At 67.8% G+C, this 19925-nt stretch carries 21 protein-coding genes; 11 read left to right on the top strand and 10 right to left on the bottom strand.

What is annotated here, in order from left to right; all coding sequences use genetic code 11:
* Nucleotides 1–226 precede the first annotated feature (226 nt).
* The 10 genes from AB0I43_RS39625 (at nucleotide 227) to AB0I43_RS39580 (ending at nucleotide 8639) form a co-directional block, all read left to right on the top strand.
* Nucleotides 227–535, top strand: coding sequence for a hypothetical protein (locus AB0I43_RS39625; RefSeq protein ID WP_357434000.1), 309 nt, complete (start codon nucleotides 227–229; stop codon nucleotides 533–535).
* Between the two features lie 82 nt (nucleotides 536–617).
* Nucleotides 618–959, top strand: coding sequence for a hypothetical protein (locus AB0I43_RS39620; RefSeq protein ID WP_357433998.1), 342 nt, complete (start codon nucleotides 618–620; stop codon nucleotides 957–959).
* A gap of 458 nt (nucleotides 960–1417) precedes the next feature.
* Entirely contained in the window at nucleotides 1418–1588 is a 171-nt protein-coding gene (locus AB0I43_RS39615; RefSeq protein ID WP_357433996.1) for a hypothetical protein, read from the top strand.
* Nucleotides 1585–2151, top strand: coding sequence for a hypothetical protein (locus tag AB0I43_RS39610; RefSeq protein ID WP_357433994.1), 567 nt, complete (start codon nucleotides 1585–1587; stop codon nucleotides 2149–2151). Before AB0I43_RS39615 ends, AB0I43_RS39610 begins: the two co-directional genes overlap by 4 nt.
* A 155-nt stretch (nucleotides 2152–2306) precedes the next feature.
* A complete protein-coding gene (locus tag AB0I43_RS39605) occupies nucleotides 2307–2933 on the top strand; it encodes a DUF5753 domain-containing protein (protein ID WP_357433992.1) in 627 nt (208 codons plus the stop codon).
* Nucleotides 2934–2978: 45 nt separating this feature from the next.
* Nucleotides 2979–4016, top strand: a complete 1038-nt coding sequence (locus AB0I43_RS39600; protein ID WP_357433990.1) for a nucleoside hydrolase — start codon at nucleotides 2979–2981, stop codon at nucleotides 4014–4016.
* On the top strand, nucleotides 4013–5263 hold the full coding sequence (locus tag AB0I43_RS39595) for a cytochrome P450 (protein WP_357433988.1): 1251 nt from the start codon (nucleotides 4013–4015) through the stop codon (nucleotides 5261–5263). The genes AB0I43_RS39600 and AB0I43_RS39595 overlap by 4 nt, the downstream gene beginning before the upstream one ends.
* 12 nt (nucleotides 5264–5275) lie before the next feature.
* A complete protein-coding gene (locus tag AB0I43_RS39590; protein ID WP_357433986.1) occupies nucleotides 5276–6496 on the top strand; it encodes a cytochrome P450 in 1221 nt (406 codons plus the stop codon).
* A 99-nt stretch (nucleotides 6497–6595) separates the two neighbouring features.
* Nucleotides 6596–7618, top strand: coding sequence for a nucleoside hydrolase (locus AB0I43_RS39585; RefSeq protein WP_357433984.1), 1023 nt, complete (start codon nucleotides 6596–6598; stop codon nucleotides 7616–7618).
* 202 nt (nucleotides 7619–7820) lie between these two features.
* Nucleotides 7821–8639, top strand: coding sequence for an SAM-dependent methyltransferase (locus AB0I43_RS39580; RefSeq protein WP_357433982.1), 819 nt, complete (start codon nucleotides 7821–7823; stop codon nucleotides 8637–8639).
* Between the two features lie 208 nt (nucleotides 8640–8847).
* Here AB0I43_RS39580 and AB0I43_RS39575 read toward each other — a convergent pair whose 3' ends face one another.
* The 3 genes from AB0I43_RS39575 to AB0I43_RS39565 all read right to left on the bottom strand — a co-directional run bounded on the left by AB0I43_RS39575 (nucleotide 8848) and on the right by AB0I43_RS39565 (nucleotide 10437).
* The gene (locus AB0I43_RS39575; RefSeq protein ID WP_357433980.1) at nucleotides 8848–9123 is read right to left on the bottom strand and encodes a hypothetical protein; all 276 of its coding nucleotides are present in this window, start codon (nucleotides 9121–9123) and stop codon (nucleotides 8848–8850) included.
* Complete coding sequence (locus tag AB0I43_RS39570; RefSeq protein WP_357434065.1) at nucleotides 9120–10016, bottom strand: IS3 family transposase; 897 nt, start codon at nucleotides 10014–10016, stop codon at nucleotides 9120–9122. The genes AB0I43_RS39575 and AB0I43_RS39570 overlap by 4 nt, the downstream gene beginning before the upstream one ends.
* Nucleotides 10017–10170: 154 nt before the next feature.
* On the bottom strand, nucleotides 10171–10437 hold the full coding sequence (locus tag AB0I43_RS39565; RefSeq protein WP_357433978.1) for a hypothetical protein: 267 nt from the start codon (nucleotides 10435–10437) through the stop codon (nucleotides 10171–10173).
* A gap of 329 nt (nucleotides 10438–10766) precedes the next feature.
* Here AB0I43_RS39565 and AB0I43_RS39560 point away from each other — a divergent pair, with 329 nt between their 5' ends.
* Nucleotides 10767–10916, top strand: a complete 150-nt coding sequence (locus AB0I43_RS39560) for a hypothetical protein (protein ID WP_357433976.1) — start codon at nucleotides 10767–10769, stop codon at nucleotides 10914–10916.
* 671 nt (nucleotides 10917–11587) lie between these two features.
* Here the strand turns inward: AB0I43_RS39560 and AB0I43_RS39555 are convergent.
* From AB0I43_RS39555 to AB0I43_RS39525, 7 genes are all read right to left on the bottom strand, one after another.
* On the bottom strand, nucleotides 11588–13108 hold the full coding sequence (locus AB0I43_RS39555) for an NAD(P)/FAD-dependent oxidoreductase (RefSeq protein ID WP_357433974.1): 1521 nt from the start codon (nucleotides 13106–13108) through the stop codon (nucleotides 11588–11590).
* Nucleotides 13105–13992, bottom strand: a complete 888-nt coding sequence (locus tag AB0I43_RS39550) for an oxygenase MpaB family protein (protein WP_357433972.1) — start codon at nucleotides 13990–13992, stop codon at nucleotides 13105–13107. Before AB0I43_RS39550 ends, AB0I43_RS39555 begins: the two co-directional genes overlap by 4 nt.
* Nucleotides 13993–14413: 421 nt before the next feature.
* A complete protein-coding gene (locus AB0I43_RS39545) occupies nucleotides 14414–15304 on the bottom strand; it encodes a hypothetical protein (protein ID WP_357433970.1) in 891 nt (296 codons plus the stop codon).
* 56 nt (nucleotides 15305–15360) lie between these two features.
* On the bottom strand, nucleotides 15361–16293 hold the full coding sequence (locus tag AB0I43_RS39540) for a hypothetical protein (RefSeq protein ID WP_357433968.1): 933 nt from the start codon (nucleotides 16291–16293) through the stop codon (nucleotides 15361–15363).
* Nucleotides 16290–17195: a hypothetical protein gene (locus AB0I43_RS39535; protein ID WP_357433966.1), complete on the bottom strand. Its 906-nt coding sequence runs from the start codon at nucleotides 17193–17195 to the stop codon at nucleotides 16290–16292. The genes AB0I43_RS39540 and AB0I43_RS39535 overlap by 4 nt, the downstream gene beginning before the upstream one ends.
* On the bottom strand, nucleotides 17192–18082 hold the full coding sequence (locus tag AB0I43_RS39530) for a DUF4913 domain-containing protein (RefSeq protein ID WP_357433964.1): 891 nt from the start codon (nucleotides 18080–18082) through the stop codon (nucleotides 17192–17194). Before AB0I43_RS39530 ends, AB0I43_RS39535 begins: the two co-directional genes overlap by 4 nt.
* Nucleotides 18079–19923, bottom strand: coding sequence for a type IV secretory system conjugative DNA transfer family protein (locus tag AB0I43_RS39525; RefSeq protein WP_357433961.1), 1845 nt, complete (start codon nucleotides 19921–19923; stop codon nucleotides 18079–18081). The genes AB0I43_RS39530 and AB0I43_RS39525 overlap by 4 nt, the downstream gene beginning before the upstream one ends.
* Nucleotides 19924–19925 lie beyond the last annotated feature (2 nt).

Genomic DNA, 19925 nt, shown 5'->3' with positions numbered 1-19925 from the left:
GCAGGTTAGTCCGCGGCTGGCCGATCACCGCGCGAATATACGCGTCACGTATAGAACTCACACCTGTGACCAGGGGCAACGGCTCCATGTCCGGGCCTACGGTGACTGTCAATCACACCTTCTTCCGACGACCAACAAGCCGCACAGCTGGGCCGGACGCTAAGCCGATGGTCGTAAAGCAGAGGGGTGCAACGCTTTTGAGCGATTCGACTAAAGGGTGGTCCCGATGACCGTCACAGTATCGGCACATCTGATCAGCAGCGATCTGACGAGCCATTACGCCAGCTATTGGGGCTGTGGGTGGTGGGCGGCTTCGATTCTGCCGGGCCGGAAGGTCAGTGCCGAGAACGCCGAATTTCTGATAGGTGCGGCCGATGAGCTCGCGATACTCCTGGACAAGATCGCCCCGTGCGCCGAAGAGGTCGGCCTGACCAACCGCGAACTGCTGGGCCTCATCGCGCGCATGGATACCGACCCGAACCGGCCGCGCGCCGACACGAAGCATTCCAGCAGGTGGTGGCGGCGCGCGGCATGAGATCGCCACACCAGACACATACCTACATCGCCACTCTGCGGTGTCCTACCAACCCTCCCCCACATCTGAAGGGCGAGTTTCGATGAGCAAAAGACGGTCTGCGATCGGCTACCTCCGAACAGACATCAGCCGCGACAACCAGCGCTGGGACGAGGCCCAGATGCGCAGCGCCGCCGCCGACCACGGCTACAACCTGCGCAAGACCATGGCCGTCTCCAGTGAGTCCGAGGCGTCGATGCAGGCCCTGGTCGGCATGGTGAAACGCGTCGGCGCCAGCGCCGTCGTCACCCCGGCCTTGAACCACTTCGCCCGCCGAGAGTTTCCCGCGAACCTGACCGTCGGCATTCTCGCCGCTGACTCCGGCCAGATCTACGACCCGACAACCGGTGGCGTGCTCCGCCGAAGCGCGGGTGAGCACCCATGATCCCGACGCCAGCGTGCCGCCGCCCTAACCCGCGACTGCCTCAACGCTTCCCCTGCCATGTGCGTGTCGATTCCGGCGGTGGCCGACCCTGCCCGCGCGGTCACTACTCCATCACTGCCCCTCAGCTGCAACGTCTTCTCGTCGCCCTCAGGCAGTGGTGATCGCCGTGCCCCAAACAGTCACTCCACCAAAACATCCGACCACCGAGCATCCCGGAGGTGTTGAGGGCGAACCGATCGAAACTCGGTTCCTGAGCTTGACGGGCCTGTGCATCACGGTCGGCATCGACTACTTCAGCCTGTGCCAGCGCAAGTACAACAAGACGCTGTGGGTGCCCGAACCCGACATCAGGATCGGAATACGCCTGGGCTTTTCCAAATATGTTGCCCAGCTGTGGATTCCGGGCGAGCCGCCTTTCGAACGGCCGTCCACCGTCGACTACCTCGGCACCCAAACAGATGGCGCGCCTGCGCGATATCTCGGCGGCGCGCTGGTGGGAACTGGTCCACGTCGGCGAGGTCGTCGGCCCCGCCGTGGGGATCGTCGACGACCTCGACGATCCCGACGCCACCGAAATCTCCGGTTGGGAACCGCCCTCAACCCAGCCCAGCACCGGGAGCCTGCCGTGAACCACAGGACTGAGTCTTACGACCTCGACCAGCAGGCCCCGCAGTGGCTGGCCTGGCGAGCACGCATCGAAAGCGAGGTAACCGATTTCGTGCGCCGGGAGATGCCGGCCTACGCGTCGAATCCGTGGTGCCGCGAGGGCCTGCTGCGTGCGGAAGAGATCGCGCTGCACCACTTCCCGACAGCGCAGTCGCTGTGGCTCCCGCAGCGCCGGGAGATCACCGATCAGCTGAGCATGTACCTCGGAGAGGCACTGCGCCGCACCTTCTGTGGCGAGTGGTCCAACCGCTCCCACCGGGCGCGGTGGCACGACGACCTCGGCCCGACTATCGGGTTCCCGTTCACCACCCTGTTGTGCGAGATCCGCGATGACCTCGAGGTAGCCGTCCAGGACCGAACCGGCCACCACTGGGCGGCGGTGTGGGACGGCTACCTCGGCTACGCACGCGAATGGCGCAAATACGGCTCGCCTCCCCCGGAGCAATGGGAGTTGGCGGGGTGGGAGCCACCCGAGGACAAGGAATCGCGTCGCGACAGCGACGACCAGCAGACACCCGGTGCCTGAACTCCCCCAACGCCTCTACTACGTCGACGCTCCCCTGACCCCGCGCGCGCATTGATGCCCATGGCCGGGCGCTCCGCTTCATGAGTGGGTCGGTATTCGTGCGCGCCGACAGTGCTCACACCGACCATTCACAACCCCTCGAACAGGACAAGACCGTGACTCACATCAGCACCTACACCAGCTGCGCGGGCGGCTTGGCGCCCTTGCAGGCCAGCCTGCTCGACCTCGAGGCCAGCACCGTGCTGCAGCGAACCTACAACCCGCACCTGGTCACCGGATTACTGCAAACCCGCGCCTACGCCACCGCGGTCTTCTCCGCCTGCGTCGACGTGCTCGACGTGCCCGATGACATCGAGCAGGCCGTCACCGCGCGCCTGGCACGTCAGCGCCTGCTGGGAAACCCCGATCACCAGTTCTGTCTCCTGATCGGCGAGGCGGCTCTGCTGCGCACGGTCGGCGGCCCCGAGGTCATGGCCGAGCAAATCCGCCATCTCCAAGCTGTGCTCACCCACGCCGGGCCCAACGTGGAGATCGGGATCGTGCCCGTGGACGCCCCGTTGGTCGCTCCGGGCGCGAATTTCGTTCTCCGCGAGCACAGCGTGGACATCGAGACCGTCATCGGCGTCACCACCTCGACCGATGCGCGCGAACTCGCTTTGGCGACCCGGACTTTCGACCGCCTCTGCCAGATCGCCGCCTACCGCGCCGACGCGCACGCCATCCTGGCCGGCGCTCTGTGCAGCCACACCAGCGAGCCAGAAGGTCCTCTCGACCTGAGCTGACAGACCACCCCGAGATACCGACTCCGCACCAGGAAGAAGCCATTCTTGCTTGCAGCACTCTCCGCGACGCCGGCGGCGACCGACACCGCGGTCGACGAGCGCGCGGTGATCGTCGACACCGACATCTTCCACGATCCCGATGACGCGATCATGCTCATCACCGCGGCCCGCACCGTCGAGTCCCTGATCGTGGTCACCGCCGACGAGGTCCCCGCCCCCGACAGCGGCGACGGCTTACGGGCCCGCGCCGCCCGCCTCCTTCTCGACGGCCTCGGCCGCCACGATGTCCCGGTCATCACCGGCGCAAGTCTCGGTGGGCACCGGATCTCGCTGAGCCACGCACTGCTCACCGAGTTGCCGCGTGCACCTCGTTTCGACCTCGACGACTTGCTCGATCGGCTGCGCGCGCGGATCGAGCAGACGACCCAGCCGGTGCGCTGGCTCGGGTGCGGGACGATGACCAATCTGGCCGAATTGCTGCTGGCCGCACCGCATCTGGCCGAGCAGATCGAGCTGGTGCAGATGGGAGGCTGGCTCGACCCGGACCGCGACCGCCATCCCGGTCGGGCCAGCCATAACCTCTCTCTCGATCCGACCTCGGCCGGGACCGTGCTGCGGATGCTGCCCAAGGTGCGGTTGGTGCTCAGCGAGCACACCGCCGCCGAGCAGATCCGGGTCGGCCCGCAGTGGCCGCTCTACCAGCGCCTCACCGGCCCCAACGCGCCCGGCTGGGCCCAGCTGCCGGGCGCGAACATCGCGATCTGGTGCCTCACACGGTCCGGGTCCTGGATGCACGGCCCGCTGACTCTCAGTGCAGCACTGGATCTGGGATTCGTGAGGTTCCGGCCCGAACGGATCCGCATCGCCGAGGACGCGCACCTCTCCACCGACCCGGCCGGGCGGGCAGTCCAGGTCAGCGACTCGGTCGACTACGACAGCTTCCTGGACTGGCTGGAATCGGAGACCGCGACCACACCGGCCACGCCGGCCGAACCGGCGCACGGGGCAAAGAACACCGACCCCCGCACCAAGCAGCACCGTCGCCATGAGTCGGTGCTGCCACGTATCGGAGCTCGGTCGTGACCTACTCCGTGCCCGCATCGGGCTATCCGCCACCAGCTACACCGCCCGATACCGGCGGCCCACGTATCGCCCTCTACTCCGAGGCCTACGCCGCCGACCCTCAGCGCATCCACGCCGAAATGCGCGCCAGACATCCCTCGCTGGCCGCAGTCGAACTCGCGCCAGGGATTCCCGCGACCTTGGTCATCGCCTACGACACCGCCCGCGCGATCCTGCACGACCCGGACCGCTTCCCCGCCGACCCACGGCGCTGGCAACGCTCGATCCCGCCGCAGTGCCCGATCCTGCCGATGACGGAATGGCGGCCGAACGCGCTGCGCAGCAGCGGATTCGATCACTACCACTACCGCCAACCCACGACCGCCGCCCTGGCCGGGATCGACATGTTCGCCCTGCACGCGAGCGTGGAAACGATCGCGATGGGACTGATCGAGACCTTCGGCGAGCAGGGCGAGGCCGATCTCATCGGCGACTACGCGCACCCGCTGGCCTTCGCCGTGCTCAACTCCCTACTCGGATGTCCGCCCGAGATCGGGCAGCAGGTCGCCGCCGGCGTCCGGGCGATGTTCGACGCAGGCGCCGACGCGGGGCACGGCTCGGCGCTGTTCGAACGGGCCCTGGCCGATCTGGTCGCTCTCAAACGCGTCACCCCGAACGACGACGTCACCTCCCGGATGCTCGCCCATCCTGTCGAGCTGACCGACACCGCGGTGGCCCAGCAGCTGGCAACCATCTACGCCGCCGGGATCGAACCGCTGGTCTATCTGATCGCCAACACGCTGTTGCTGATGCTGACCGACGAGCGTTTCGGCGGGCATCTGCTCGGCGGCAGCCTCCTGACCAGGAACGCCCTCGACGAGGTGCTGTTCCGCAATCCGCCCTTGGCGAACTACTGCATCTCCTATCCACGCCACCCCGTCTTGATCGAGGGCGTGTTGCTGCCCGCCAACCAGCCGGTGGTGATCAGCATGGCGGCCTGCAACGCCGACCCGGCGATCAGCTCCGGCGGGGACTACAGCGCCAACGCCTCGCATTTGGCCTTCAGCGCCGGACCGCACCGCTGCCCAGCGGCCGACGTGTCCTACCTGATCGCCGTCGACGCCATCGACCAGCTCCTCGACGCCCTCCCCGATATGCGACTGCGCGGCACGCCCGGCGAATTACGTTGGCGCCCAGGCCCTTTCCACCGCGCACTGACCGAACTGCCCGTCATCTTCCCCGAGCTCACACCCGTTCCACAGAAATAACAGGAGTACCTGATGGACACCACGATCACGCCCTACGTACTCAACCCCGAGGGCGTCGACATCACCGGCGAAGCCGCGAAACTGCGGGCCCGGGGAGAACTCACCGTCGTCGAGCTACCCGGCGCGGTTCCCGCCTGGTCGATCACCCACCCCGACCTGGCGAGACTGCTGCTGAATCATCCGAAGGTCTCCAAGAACTCCCGCCATTGGCCGGCGTTCGTCAACGGGGAGATCGGTCCGGACTGGCCGCTGTGGCTGTGGGTCGCGGTGAACAACATGTTCACCGCCGACGGCGCCGAGCACCGCAGGCTGCGCAAGCTGCTCTCCCCGGCGTTCACCCGTGACCGTATCGCCGCCCTGCGCCCGCGGATCGAGGCCATCACCTCAGACCTGCTGGACGACCTCGCCACCACACCCACGGGTGAGCCGGCCGATGTGCGGGAACGTTTCGCCTACCCGCTGCCGATCCGGGTCATCGCCGAGTTGATGGGCGTGCCCGAACACCTCTGCAAGGATCTGCGCGCCGCCGTCGACGGGTTGTTCGCCACCGACCTGACTCCCGAGGACGCCGCGACCAGCCACACCCTGATGTACACCGTGCTCAGCGAGCTCGTCGCCCACTGCCGCCGCCATCCCGGCCCCGAGGACCTGACCCGGCTGCTGATCGGCTACACCGACCCCGCCAACCAGCAACTCGACGAACAACAACTCCTCGACACCCTGCTCATGGTGATCAGCGCCGGCCACGAAACCACCGTCAACCTCCTCGACCAAGCCATCCTCGCCCTCCTCGACCACCCCGACCAGTACGCGGCCGTACGCGCAGGCCAAGCCGACTGGTCGGAGGTCATCGAGGAAGCGCTGCGGTTCCGGCCGCCGGTCGCCCACGTGCCGCTGCGGTATGCCGTGGACGACATCCACCTCGACGGCACCACCATCGAACGGGGTGACCCGATCCTGATCTCCTACGCCGCTCTCGCCCTGGACCCCGTCTACGGCCACCAGCCCGATCGGTTCGATCTCACCCGAAAAAACCTGGCGCACTTGTCGTTCGGGTACGGCCCGCACCTGTGCCTCGGCGTGGGTTTGGCCCGCCTCGAGGCCGCTGTCGCCTTGCCCGCCCTGTTCCAGCGCTTCCCCACCATGCGACTAGCCGTGACACCTGAGGAGCTGGGCACCATCCCCAGCTTCATCTCCAACGGACACCGCGCACTGCCCCTCCACCTGACCTAGCCGAAGACGGCCGGCGTCCCGGAACAGCTTGAGGCGCAACGCAACCCGCGCGCAGTGCTGGACCGCGCGGCCTCCCCGATCACGAACGGAGAAACGACGATGACCCCCATCCCGGCCGCCGCAGCGGGCCTTGCCGAGCGCACCCCTGTGCGCGCGGCCAGACCGCTGGGCCGGCTGCCAACCATCGTGTGCACCGACGCCGGACATGACCCCGACAGCCTGCTCGCCCTGGTCGTCGCGGCCATCACCATGCCGTTGCGGCTCGTGGTCACCTGCGACGAATTCGGTGGCGGGCAACGCGCCCGCCTGGTCCGGCACGTGCTGAACCTGTGCGGTCGCACCGGCGTGATCGTGCTCGCCGGCCCGGACGCGCCGGGCGCGGGCGCGCGGTGGGTGTGCGACGGGCTCGTACCCGACGCGGTCCCCACCGAGGCGGGGTTGTCGACGCGCTCGCTCGCCGCGGAAGTTCATGCGGTCCTGGGCGCGACCTCGCGGGCGGTGTGGATCGGGCACGGCCCGATGACCAACCTCGCGCACCTGCTCGCCGTCGCACCGAAGCTGGCCGACCGGCTGGTGATCACCCAAACCGGCGGCACCATGACCGACCGCGAACCCGGCCGCTGCACCCGCCACCTGCGCCTGGACCCCCACAGCGCCACTGCGGCCCTACAGGCGGGCCTGGATATGTCGCTGGTCGCCTCGGAAATGGTCCTGGCGCCGGAGATGCAGGTGCACACTGACAGCGAGGTCTACCAACTACTCGCCGCGCCACACGCACCCCGATGGGCGCGCGCCGTCGCCGAGAACTACGCACGCTTTTTCACCCGCACCCGCCACCACACCTCCCAGGCCGCCGGCGTGCTGGCCGTCGCTACCGCCGCGGGCCTCGATTTCGCCGAGACCGGCGACAAGCGCCTCGACGCCAGTCCCGAGGCGCGAATACGGCTGGCAGCCCGAGGGATTCGGCTCGCTGTCACGACCTCGGTCGACTATCCGGTGTTCTGGTCGTGGGTGGCCACGGTGCTGGGTCATGGGGTGAGCGCGGGAGCGGGCTACGAGCCGTCGCTGACGACCCGCTGGGCCGGTCTCGACCGGACGCCGGGGATCGGGGTGTGGCGGTGAGTGGCTCCTATTTCGATCGCCGAAGCCATCAGCACATGCTGGCTTCGGCCGAGTTGTGGGATTGCCACACCGATCCCGGCCCGCTGACCGCCGAACAGCGAGCGCGTGCCCGCAAGCTGCACCCCGACTGCGGACCCGGCTGCCGCGTGCGACCGCACTGGGACACCCCGACCGCGCCGGCACCCAACCCGGGTGGTGCTGGGTGAGCAAGCAACCCGACCAGACCGCTGTCGTGGCGGCCCTGCCTGACCCGAGCCGCCCACACAGCGGACGCATCCACGACTTCCTGCTGGACGGGAAGGACTATTACTCCGCCGATTCCACGGTGGGCGTGGAATTGGTCGGTGCTGCCAGCGGATTCCGGAATGTCGCGCGAGAGGCGCGAGCATTCCTACTCCGCGCGGTCGGCTACACCGTGCAGCAGGGCGTCACCCAAATCCTGGAACTCGGCAGCGGCTATCCGTGCGAACCGAACGTCCACGAAACCGCGCAGCAGATCAACCCCGAGGCACGCACCCTCTACATCGACAACGACCCGATCGTCGCCGCCCACGGACGAGCGATGCTGGCCGACAAACGAACCCAGGTCGTCGACGCCGATATCACCGACGCCACCGCCATCATCGACGCGATCGAGGAGGCGCTGGATCCCCGAGCTCCGATCACGATGTGCTGCTCGTTCGTGCTCGAATTCGTCGAATCCGCCCAGGTGGTACAGACGCTGATCAAGACGCTACCTGCCGGGTCGGCGGTCGTACTCAGCCATATCACCGCCGACCTCGACGGCGAGATCGCCACCCGCGCGGCACAGGTCTATGCCGCCCACGGCATCGATTTCTATCCCCGCAGCCGTCGAGAGATCGCCGACCTCCTGACGGGATGCGATCTCGCCGAGCCGGGCTTGGTAGCTCCGCAAATGTGGCGTCCCCTGGATGAACTCGCGCGGTGGAAAGACGAGCAATGGCAGCGAACCAACGAGACCGGGCAATGCTGCTACGCCGCGGTCGGGTGGGTCAGGTGAGCATGTGGGGGGACGGAGCGTGACAACTGACAAGCCTCGGTTGCGGCTGGTCGATGCCGTGGGCGATCACACTTCGCGCGCCCCAGCCCCACTGACCGCGGCACAGCGTAGAGCGCGGCCTGCTGTGCCCGCGGATCGATGGCTGCCGCCGGAGCTGGCGGCGAGAGAGGATGAGGCATGAGCGAGCCCACGCCAGCCCGGCTGTCTTCTAGTTCGCTTCGATGGCCGCAGTGAGAGCCTGCGCCTGCACCTCGGGCACCTCGATCTCGAAGCACGGTGCGCTGTTGAGTGCGTGGTCCCAGAGGTCGTTCGGGACGACCAGGGCGTAGGTGTCGGTTCCGGCGTTGTCCCATGCGCCGTTCTCGCGCAGGAACTGCTCGACGGCATCGGTCTCGATCGCGGGCGCGTACTCGGCGGCAGGCCCCCATTCCATTCCGTCGGCCGTGGTGGTGGTGTCGAGGACGACGACGCTCAGGGTGCTCATGATGTTGTTCTCCTGCCCGACTTGTACATCCGGTCCTTCCACCGCCGCCGCCACGCCACGATCTCCCCGTCACCTACCCCAAGCAACGCCTCCACCACCCGTACCGGCAAGCCGTGATCCGCGAAAGCCACATGCAAGCTCTTCACCAGCTCGAACGCCGCATCCTCGTCGCCGTCCAGCACCCGCTTCCATGCCCTCGCGATCGACTCCAGCAGATCCTCGGGCACCTCCGACACCGCTCCACAGCGGCCGACCAAGCGAGGCGGAACGTAGGGAATCGCGCGCCCGGACGGCACCGGTGCAGTCCTCACGGTGCGGTACTGCACCGCCGCAGGACTGATCCCCAGCGGCTCAGCCAGATGCGACAAGGGCCATCCCGCCTGCCGTGCCCGCCGCAGAACCTCGTTCAGCGCGCGCCCCTGGCTGGTGACATACAGCTCCTGCATGTAGGCGACCAGATCCGGCGGCAATTTCAGCACTCCGCCGCGATCACCTCCGCGCATCCCGTAGTCGCGCATGATCTGGGCGACGACCCCCTCGGAGACCGGGACATCGCGGCGAGCCAGCTCGGCCGCGACCCTGCCCGCGCCCCACAGGTGCTGCGCGTGTATCTCCTGCACCAGCTCGACCAGCTCCACGCGCGGCACCGGCAGCCTTTTCGCGTGCAGTCCCTCCCGGCGCATGACCCGGGCGACAGCGGACTTGCTGGCCGGAAAGCCGTCAGCGGTCAACGCCGCGGCGATGCGCGCCGCGCCGACACGGCCGTGCCCGGCAGCGAACGCCTCCGATACCCGGCGCGCGAGTTCGTCGTGGCGGGCAAGGATTTCGCGGCGAGGGACCATGCGCGGCCTTCCGGTCGGTGAGGTCCCCTCGCAGGGGCGATGGTCCGGCATGTGATCCACCGGTCAATCCACGATACCGCGGCACCGGATTCCCTGTCAGGATCTGCCGGCACCTGAACCAAGATCGGCTGACCCCAGGGGCGACTGCCCCGCGAGGGCGGGAACTCGCCCGCCCTCGCGGCAGATCAGCAGGCCCTGCGGGGCACTACTGGATGTAGATATTGATTCGCACCCGCCGCGGCATCGCCATGACCGTCGCCCTGGCCGCCAGCATCACCGCCAGCAATGACCCGGACAGCAGCAGGAGATTGCCTACCGCCTCCCAGGTCGGAGAGGGTTCGAAGACGAACTGGATTGCCGCGCAACTGATCAAGTGCACCCCCAGTACTGCCATGGCCCAGCCATGGCGGTATTTCAAAAACCGCCCGTGATCAGCACGGAACCCACCCTGATTGTTACGGTGTATCTTCATTCATGTCCTCGTTTCTCAATTTGCGAACTTGGAACGGAGACACACCACGCGGTCCGGGATCCCTGGATGGCTCCAATCATTTCGGGACCCGTACCGCGCGGTGGCTCCAGGGGATAGCTTACGTCGATCCCGCATTCTTCCGGTTCGGCGTGTCGAAGAGAGACACGCCGGAATTCGTAATCCGGAGTAGCGCTTGCGAATACACGCTTTCAGCGCGCTCGCAGATGGATTCTTCGAAAGTTCATAAACAGCGCCCGAATTCGCCGGAATCGGTGACCGCCCGAATCCCGGCGCGGAGCGCCGTCGTTCCGCCTGGCAAGCTCGCCCGGGTGAGCGAGTGGCGAGTCGTGGTGGTGGACAACGCGACTGCGGCCGGACCGGCCTACCGGCTGCTGCTGGAGCAGCTACAGGCGTCACATCCCCTGCGAGACAGCAGATTCGACCGCTGGCTCACCAAACCCCGCCGACGGGACGGATAGCTACGCCTGGTCGCGGCCCATGACCGGTCGCTGGCGGGGTTTCTGGCCGGGTCTGCCCGATCAAGGCCATATCGCGCTGCTCGAGTCGCTGGTCGCGCGCCAGGACGGCGGCCCGGCGCTGCTGAAGCGGTTCGGCGAGCACGCCGCCGCGGCCGGCGCGGGCGCGCAGCGATCTGCTCTATCAGCAAAGCCAGCTGGTTATCGCCCCGCAGAAGCAAGCCCCAGGCCTCGCTTAGACGCCTGAGAGACTAGGCCAGCTTTGGGCAATGGCGGCCGAGGATGTGCGCAGCCCAGCGGCCGACGCTGAACAGACCTCATGGGATCCCTACCGTGAACTTCCGAGTTCACCGTACTCGGCTTCAGCCGCGTGTCAGCGCAGGAGAATTGAGCGGTGTCGCCCCTCAATCTCTGCCAGGAGCCGGGGCGACAACCAATCTTTCGTCGGATAGGAAAGATGCAGCTTGCGCTGCGCTGTCAGCCTAGCAAGCCCTCCGTCCTCCAGCCACTCTCCAGCTGCCCCTTCCTGGTCGCTCGCTGAGCTGGCCGGGCCTGGCCGCCAGATCCGCTCGGGTACTGATGGCGATCGCACCGATCCCCCCTGGGTTGTCAGCCCGGTTTCCGTACGTCGGGCTCCGCGCGATGGCATGCGCTTCGGCGGTCGACATACGTGACTACCTCGGGTGAAAGGACTCGGCGACCGGGTGGCGCAGGAACCGTTCGAATTGGCGTACCGATCCCGGCCAGGGGTTGGTCACCGCGCCGGACACGTGCCGGTACCAGCTTCTGCGCACGGTGCCGAAAACCGTGTGCGCAAGCGCTTGCTGGATACGCCAGTCGTATTCTTGTGCGATGTCGGTGTCGACTTCGATTGCGGTCGCGCCGGTTTCGTCGCGCCAGCGCAGGCACTTCGTGATGTAGGCGATCTGGGCTTCCTTCATTTCCGGGTTGCTGCCCGCGGGGTTGAAAGTGTTGGGGCCGGCGATCAGGTAGAGGTTGGGAAAGCCCGGCACCGCCAAGCCAGCGAAGGCCGAGGCGCCATCTCGCCATTGCTCAGCCAGAAGCACTCCATCACGACCGCGAACAGATAGTCCAGATAAGAACTCGCTGGCGCGGAATCCGGTCGCCCACACCACGACTTCGGCGTGGTGATGTTCGCCGTCGACGGTGCGGATGCCCTCGCGGGTCATGTCCTGGATCGGTGCGGTCACGAGCGAGACGTGCGGCTGACTCAAGGCCGAGTAGAAGTCGTTGTCGAGGATGATGCGTTTGGCGCCGATCGGATAGCTGGGGGTGAGGCGCGCGCGTAGTTGCGGGTCCGGTACCTGGCGGCGCAAGTGCGTGCGCGCGATCCATTCAGCGGGGCGCGCGGACCAGCCACGGCGCATGATCGGCGACAGCGCCAGGTCCGCGCCGTGATGCAGGCCGGCCCGGTAGGCGCGGTGGGCTCCAGGTAATCGCAGCGCGCCGCTGGTGACGGGCCCGAATCGCAGGGCAGGCTTGGGCAGCACCCAGTGCGGGTTGCGTTGGAAGACCTCGATGTGGCGGGCGGTCGCGGCCAGGTAGGGCAGGATCTGGGCGGCGCTCGAGCCGGTGCCGATGACCGCTACGGCGCGGTCGGTGAGGTCTTGGTTGTGGTCCCAGCGTGCGGTGTGGAACGCCGCGCCCTCGAACGCGTGGCGTCCGCGGATATCGGGGATGTTTGGCCGGTGCAGTTGGCCGACCGCGAACACGACGGAATCAGTCAGGATCCGGTGGCCGGTGTCGGTCGTCAGGGCCCACCGTCCCTGAGCCTCGAGGTAGGTGGCTTCCCGGATGCCGGTGCCCAGACGCAGGTGCGGTTCGAGTCCTTCGTCTTCGGCGATCCGGCGCAGGTATTCCAGGATCGCCTGCTGTCCTGGGTATCTGGTGTGGCGGTCGCGGTAGGGGGCGAAGGAGAAGGAATAGAGGTGGGCCGGGACATCGCAATTGCAGCCGGGGTAGGTGTTGTCTCGCCACACCCCGCCCAGGTCGCTGGCTTTCTCGAAGATCGCGAAGTTGTCGATCCCGGCGCGTCGCAACGCGACGGCCATGCCGATTCCGCCGAACCCGGCGCCGATGACCGCGACCTCGAGGTCGACAGGGGCACGGCGGGGCGGTAGTCGGCTGCCGGGTCTGTGCCGGTGTTCGGTTGTGCTGGAGTCGGTTTCGGTCATGCGCGGGTTCCGTTTCGTGTCTGGTGTGATGGCGGCTGGTCCGGTGAGCCGGTGGTGTGGTGGCGGTATCTGCTGATCAGTGCCCGATATCGGCGACGGTTGCGTGACAGTGGCGCGTCGGTGACCGCGGCGGGCAGCAGGCGAAACGAGCACCGGAGCACGAAGACCAGGACCGCAGCGCTCACCTGGTGGCGGCGGGTCCAGGCCATCGGCACGAGCGCCCGCACCTGCGGGTGCATGATCGACAAACCCAGCGTGGCCGCCAGCTGGCCCACGATTGGCCGGATCACCCGCCATGCCGGTTCGGCGGCGGCGGGCAGCAACGGCGGAGGCGGCGCTGCGCGCAGCAGGGTCTCGGTGGCGGTGTCGAGGGTCGGTGTCCGCGCCAGCGTGTCGCCGATCATGCGCTCGTAGTGGGCGGTGATTTCCTCGTAGCGGTCGGCGAGCCTGGCTCGGCCGGGCAGGTCCAGTCCCGCGGTCTTGACGCGGTAGTGCTGCCAGAGAACTTGTTGCTCGCTTGTGTCGGGGTGGTGGCCGGTCAGTGCGGTGTAGGCGGCCAGCTGCATGCGGAAGGTGGAGATCAGCACCCAGTGCCACGCCTGGGGCGCGAACGCCGAGTAGCGCAGGCCGGTCGGGGTGACGCCGCGGATGTGCCGGTGCAGACGCAGTAGTCGCTGTGATTCGAGCAGCCGGTCTGCGGGGTGGCCGGCGGTCATGATCTGCGCGGAGGCGGCGGTGGCGACCGCGCGCTGCCACGGTTCGTGCGCGAGCCGGCCGGTGTCTTCCAAGGCCGCGCTGATGGTCGGGAGCATCGCCTGATCGAGCAGGGCGGGCGCGAACAGTTTGATCAGGCGCGACCCGGTCACCCGTTCGAACCGTGCCACGAGCGCGGCGTGCTCGGAGGTCGATATGGCCGACGAGCGACTGTGCCTCAACGCTTTCCGGCGCCACCAGGGAAATGGTGGCCATCGGTGTCGCTGTGCTGACATCCTCATCGCCGCCAGCGGGTTCGCGCGGACTGGAGTGCTCGACGTGTCCGGTAGTCGAGTTCGGCGCGCACGAGATGGGCGATCAACCACGCCGCGGCGCGCCACGTCGGGAGGTCGGTGACCACGCCGGGGTAGCCGATCGGGTGCCGGTGGATTCTGCCGGCACTAGTTGGTATCGCCCTGTTCGGTTGGATTCCTGAGACGCCGATTCGGCGGGTGACGCGTTCGGGGCGGTCGAACCCGTGGGGTCGAGGTGGGTGCATGTCTTCTCCTGACGTGGTGGGGCCGTTGAGGCGACGCCGGGGGCGGAGCGCGGTTATGGCGGTTCGGCGGTGAGCGTTTCGGGGCCGATCGCACGCTGGCTCTCGACGGTCGCGGCGGCGGTTTCGCCGGTGTCGGTCGCGGGCTCCCAGGCCAGGGCCGCGGATTCGCTCAGTCCGGCCGAGATCGCGGCCTCGATCGCCGCGCCACTGCCGGCTTCGGGGCCGGTTGTGATTGCCGCGGCGAGTGCTTGGTGTGCTTGCTCGAGCAGGTTCTCGCTGGCCGGGATCAACGTGTGGTTGCGGTCGGTGTCGCCCGCGGCAGCGCGTAGGTTCTTGATCGACTTGCGCAGGTCCGAACCCATAGCGCGGCTGGTCAGTGGCCACCACAGCGCCTCGAGGTCGGCGAGAGAGTAGGTCAGGTATTGACCGATCTCACCCTCGAGCAGAGCGTTGACTCCTGCGAAGGCGTGGAGGACTTTCGAGGCCGACACCGCAGGTGAAGCCGCGATCGCTGCGGCACGATTGCGCAGAGCATCGAGATTGCGTGTGAAGCGTTGCACCGCAGCGGGATCGGCTTCGACAGTCAGCCCGGCGTTCGCGCGCAGATGGTTGCGGACCGTGTGCACCGCAGCCATGTAGGCCAGCCGTTCGGCGTCGGAGGCGAGCCGATGCGGGGTCCGCCATCCCGGTGCCCGGCTTGTCGGTGGCAGGAGCTGATCGCCGGTCAGGTCCCTGCCTTCGATGCCGCGCATTCGTGCCAGCTCGATCCATTGCGGCGCGAGGCCGTGCTCGCGTGCGGTGATTTCGGTGAGCTCGCGTTGGCGGTGGATTTTGTCCAGGCGTTCGTGCAGGTGGACCCAGTCGGTGACCTGTCGCTCGGTGACTGGTATCTCTCGCCGCAGACGTGCGGATTCGGCTGCCAGGGCGTGGATCTCGTGCAGCATCCGCGCCTTTTCGGGCTCGATGTCGCCCAGCTGGACCGACCGCGTCGCGGGTGAGGTCACCGCTCTGGTCCGATCTCGGGAGCGGCCTGGACGACGGCGTTATCGGGTCCGTCGCCGTCGGTGCTGGGTTCCCAGTCCAGGGCTGCCGGATCCCAGATGGCCGCAGAGATCGCAGTCTCGATCGCCGCGCCGGACCCGAACTCGGGGGTATCGACCGCGACCAGCGCGTGCCGGGCGTGATCGAGCAGAGCTTTGGCGCTGGGGACCCCGTTCGCGCCGGGGCTGTTCGCGGTGGCCGACGGTGAGGCGCGCACGTGCCTGATCGATCTGGCGACCTCGATCAAGATGGCGCTGTCGGTGAGCGGTAGGTAGAGGGCATCCAAAGCTGTGAGGTCGTAGGTGAGGTATTGGTCGATGTGGAAGTTGAGGTGGCGATTGGCGGCGGCGAAGGCGATCGCTGTTTCCCACCGGCCCATCCCGGTCGAGGCGGCGATGACTTCGACGCCCCGCCGGACAGCTTCGAAGTTTCGCCGGAAGCGATGCGCCGCAGCACGATCGGCATCGGTGCCGACGATGCCTGCGGCGGTGCGGAGGTGTTTGCGGACAACGCCTATTGCCGCCATGTGGGCCAGGCGTTGCGCTTCGGCTGCGACCTTTCGGGTGGTCCGTAGCCCTCCTGTCCTTGCCGGGGCCAGCAGCTGATTTGCTGTCCAGGTTTGGCCTTCGGCGCCGTGGGAGCGAGCGGCTTTGATCCAGGGCTCGGGGATGCCTTGGGCGCGCGCGGAGGCTTCGACCGTGCGGCGCTCGCGGTGGATCAAGTCCAGACGCTCACCCAGCCGTTTCCACTGGGCGACCTCACGTCCAGAGCTCGGGGCCGCCAGTCGCATCCGGGTGGATTCGGCGGCGAGTTCATGGACTCTGCGCAGCAGCGCCGCGTGCTCGGGCGCGATGTCTCCGACGCGGACCTGCCGCCTCGCTGGCTCGGTCATAGGTCCACCTCGCGCGCGGCGGCGCGGAATTCCGGGGCCGCCACGGTGTCCGCCTCGTAGACGAGGACTGACTCGGGTGGGTCGGCGGCGCTGAAAACTAGTTCGGCCGAAGTGCGGTCTGCTTCGGCGGCCTCGACTGCGGCGCTGATGTCGGCACCGTTACGGGGGTGATGGAACAAGGACGGTTGCCCCAGGGTGAGCACGCCCAAGCGCGCGGTCAGCAGGTCGTGGTCCGGTAACGCCACCGAGGTGAGGATTTTGATGCGTGCCTGGGCCAAGGTTGTCGCCTGCCAGGCCAGCGATTCCGTGTCGACGCGCGCGGCGGTTTCCCAGCGCTGGATGATCGATTCGGCCGGGTGGTCGGCCAGCAATTGGTAGCCGGTTTCGACCCAGTCGCTAATGGTTCCCCAGAGTTGTTCGCCGTCGCCGGGATTGAGGTCGAGCAGGTTCACCACCCCGGTGAGACGGGACCGCAGCGCGTGGAGGTTGCGGTCGAATGCCTCGCCGGTTTTGGCCGGTACCGGCCCGAGTTGCCGGCGGGCGGTATCGAGGGCGGTCCATTCGCAGAGCTGTCGGGCCTGTGCGGTGAGGTCGCTGAAGACTCGATCCCATTTGGGCGCCGCGGGTTTCGCGAACTCGACCTCGGCCCAGGCGATGCCGCGTTCACCGGCGTCGCGGGCGTGGCCGATCCATTGCGGAGGTACTGCTGCGGCGTGGGCGGCCGAGGTGAGGGCTTCGTGCAGGATGGCGTACTGGTGGTAGCGGTCGAACCATTCTCGGCCTGGAGTCGATCCTGTGGTTTCGCGTTGCTGCTGGGCTTCGCGTGTCAGCTGGCCGAGCTCGGTGGCGTAGGCGTGTAAGCCTTGCAGGACCCGGGTTTGTGCGCGGGTGGGTTTCTTCATGATTGGTCACCGCCAAGTGCCGTGCCCAGGGCGCGGAAGTCGGGTCCGAAGCCCAGCCGCTCGATCGGTGTCTTCTCCCCGGGTGCGCCGAACCAGGCCAGCGGCACGGGTGTCGCGGGCAGGCCCGTCAGGTCGACGTGCTGGCTGGTCGAGCAGCGGTGCAGTGGGCCGTTGGCGGCGTCGAGGATGGCGCGCAGGTGCGGGTCGATGTGGCGGACGAACAGTGTGCTCATCGCCGACTTGTCCTCGGCGCGGCGGGCGGCTTCGAACACCGCGTGCACCGCGGCCAAACGGACGCAGACCTCGTGATGGGTCCACCACTGCCGGCACCAGCTGTAGGTGCCTTCGCGGGCGTTCGAGGTGATCCGGACCGCGGTGACCGGGAGCAGCCAGTGCTCGACCCAGTCGTACCAGCGCTCGAACACCGGGCGCGGCTTCTCCTTCTCGCCTTCCTCGGGTGCGGGGGCGGGTTTGGCCGGTGCCGGGAACCAGCCCTGCGGCACCGGGTCGGCGGTCAGTGCGGCCAGGGCGGTGTGCTGGGTGCGCGAGCAGCGGTGCAGGGGCCCGTTGGCGGCGTCGAGGATGATGCGCAGATGCGGGTCGAAGTGGTTGAGCAGAAACGAGCTCAGCGAATTGCCCGCCTTGGTGCGTCGTGAGGCTTCGAAGGCGTTGTGCAGGTGCGCGATCCGGACCGCGACCGGGCGGTGGCGCCACCATTGACGGCACCAGGTGTAGGTGTTCTCACGCTGGGACTCGGCCAGGCGCACATTGATTCCGGGTAGCAGCCACTTGTGTGTGAACTCGACGAAGTCTCGATACTTCGGAGGCTGGGGAGCTTTCTTCGAGCTGCTCGGCGGCGGCGCGGGGGTGGGGTTGGGAGTGCTCATCGTCGCGGCTCCGCCCCGCCGCCGGTGCCCGGGTCGCCGATTGCCAGGGTCGGCGCACCGTCGTGCTCGAAGTGCGCCAGCGAGCGTGTGACCATGGGCGCGAATTCGGGGTTTTCGAACCATGGGACCTTGCGCAGCAACAGCGGGGCGTAGCCGGGCAGCCGGATCAACGCGCGGTCTTTCGGCAGCGCGCTGAGTTCGGCGACGTCGAGGATGGCCTCGGTACGCCAGGTCATGGAGCGGCTCGGCCCGCCGGGCTGGATACCGCGGGTGCGGTCGGCGACTTCGTGCTGGCCGATGGTGCGTGACCAGTGCTCGAGGTAGTCCAGTTCGGCGATGTTGCCGCCGTAGATCTCGATCGACTGGGCGCGAATGATCGCCAACCCCTTGGCACCCCAGAGGTTTTCGCCCTGTTCGAGCACCTGAACGATCGTCATCAGCAAGATGCCGCAACCACCGCAGTAGGTGTAGTAGTCCGGCAGCTCGGTGATACGGGCGGTGTTGGCGGCCTCGTCCAGCACCGCGAGCAATGGGACTTTCAATCGCCCGTCCGGGCGCGCGCGGGCGACCTCGAGGGCTGCTTCGACGATTTGGCCGACCAGTGCCGAGGTCAGCGGGGTGGCCGAGTCTGCTCCGGCCATCGACAACGCGTAGAGGGTGTCGTTGCTCTCGACGAAGGCGCGCGGGTCGAACTGCGGCAGCGTGTGGGTGATCGGGCCCGCGGTGTTGTGAACGGTGATGCTGCCGTCACGTGCTTCGCTGGCCTTGATCGTTTGCCGCGATGGTGGGGTGATCACCGCGGCGTAGCCCTTGTGGGTGAGGACGTCGAGGTGGCGGCGGGCCATGTCGTAGAGGCCGTCGCGCTGGCGGGCGTAGAGGGCTTGGGCTTCCATGATTCGGCCCGCCGCGCGGGGATGGCCGTGGTGGCGCAGGATCATCGCCGGGGTCGGGTCCTGGTCGCGGCCGAGCCATTCGGTCGTGTGGAGCAGGTCTCCGCCTGCCGCTGCGGCCGCGAAAAGGTAGAGGGCCAGCAGCTCTCGGGCTCCGCCCTCGAAATAGGCGTCCTGTTTGGCGTTTTCGTCCTCGCTGGAGATGAAGAAGCTGGCGAGTTTGCGGGCGGAGGGCAGATGGGCGACCTGGGCGAGCAGGTCGACCCAGAAGCCGATCTCGATGCGGCCGGTGACCGCTTGCAGGTCACACACCCACACCTGGCTGCCCTGCTCGGCGCGGGCGTGCGCGGTCGCGCGATACAGGTCGGGTTTGTTGGAGGTCGCCAGGACACAGCCCCAGGCGGACAGGACCGCGGGGATCGCCCAGGCGACCGTCTTGCCCGAGCGTTGCCCGGCCGCGATGAACACGCCCATCTCCGCAGGCAGATGCAGCCACGTGCCAGTGAGCACGGTGCGGCCCAGCGGCGGGCCTTTCATCGCCTGGACTGCGGCGGGTGCGTCTTTGAGCAGGCGCTGCGCGGCGGCGGCGTTGTCGGCCACGCGTGCGATCTCGAGTTCACCGGGGCGCTGCATGGTGCGTGCGGCGGCGTCGATGCGTCGCCGACCGCGCGCCAGACGGCGTGCGGTCCACGCCGCAGTGGCCACTGGTGCGCACAGCAGCACGACGACCGGCGTGGACTGCCAGGGCCATTGTTGTTGTCCGGTAACGACTTCCAACAACGCGAGAAACGGATGGAGCGTGACGGGTTGTCCGGTCCACCAGCGGCCGATGCTCAACGCCGCCCAGGCCAGCACGACCAGTCCCACCACGCCGCCGAACAGCAGCAGTGCGCTGAATTCGGGCCCGAGGCCCCCGACGCGGCGGCGGCGCGCTTCCCGGGTGCCGGTCATCG

This window comes from Nocardia sp. NPDC050435 (genome assembly GCF_040655395.1).
In the GTDB taxonomy this organism is placed as follows: domain Bacteria; phylum Actinomycetota; class Actinomycetes; order Mycobacteriales; family Mycobacteriaceae; genus Nocardia.
The sequence above is the reverse complement of the archived record's forward strand: the minus strand, read 5'-3'. Positions and strand labels throughout refer to the sequence as shown.

Bases quoted from the DNA above. Each gene is read 5' to 3' on its own strand.
- AB0I43_RS39620 (WP_357433998.1), top strand. From the start codon at position 618: ATGAGCAAAAGACGGTCTGCGATCGGCTACCTCCGAACAGACATCAGC.
- AB0I43_RS39590 (WP_357433986.1), top strand. From the start codon at position 5,276: ATGGACACCACGATCACGCCCTACGTACTCAACCCCGAGGGCGTCGAC.
- AB0I43_RS39625 (WP_357434000.1), top strand. From the start codon at position 227: ATGACCGTCACAGTATCGGCACATCTGATCAGCAGCGATCTGACGAGC.
- AB0I43_RS39570 (WP_357434065.1), bottom strand. From the start codon at position 10,016: ATGCCGGACCATCGCCCCTGCGAGGGGACCTCACCGACCGGAAGGCCG.
- AB0I43_RS39585 (WP_357433984.1), top strand. From the start codon at position 6,596: ATGACCCCCATCCCGGCCGCCGCAGCGGGCCTTGCCGAGCGCACCCCT.
- AB0I43_RS39540 (WP_357433968.1), bottom strand. From the start codon at position 16,293: ATGACCGAGCCAGCGAGGCGGCAGGTCCGCGTCGGAGACATCGCGCCC.
- AB0I43_RS39565 (WP_357433978.1), bottom strand. From the start codon at position 10,437: ATGAAGATACACCGTAACAATCAGGGTGGGTTCCGTGCTGATCACGGG.
- AB0I43_RS39555 (WP_357433974.1), bottom strand. From the start codon at position 13,108: ATGACCGAAACCGACTCCAGCACAACCGAACACCGGCACAGACCCGGC.
- AB0I43_RS39525 (WP_357433961.1), bottom strand. From the start codon at position 19,923: ATGACCGGCACCCGGGAAGCGCGCCGCCGCCGCGTCGGGGGCCTCGGG.
- AB0I43_RS39545 (WP_357433970.1), bottom strand. From the start codon at position 15,304: ATGCTGCACGAGATCCACGCCCTGGCAGCCGAATCCGCACGTCTGCGG.
- AB0I43_RS39530 (WP_357433964.1), bottom strand. From the start codon at position 18,082: ATGAGCACTCCCAACCCCACCCCCGCGCCGCCGCCGAGCAGCTCGAAG.
- AB0I43_RS39535 (WP_357433966.1), bottom strand. From the start codon at position 17,195: ATGAAGAAACCCACCCGCGCACAAACCCGGGTCCTGCAAGGCTTACAC.
- AB0I43_RS39615 (WP_357433996.1), top strand. From the start codon at position 1,418: ATGGCGCGCCTGCGCGATATCTCGGCGGCGCGCTGGTGGGAACTGGTC.
- AB0I43_RS39575 (WP_357433980.1), bottom strand. From the start codon at position 9,123: ATGAGCACCCTGAGCGTCGTCGTCCTCGACACCACCACCACGGCCGAC.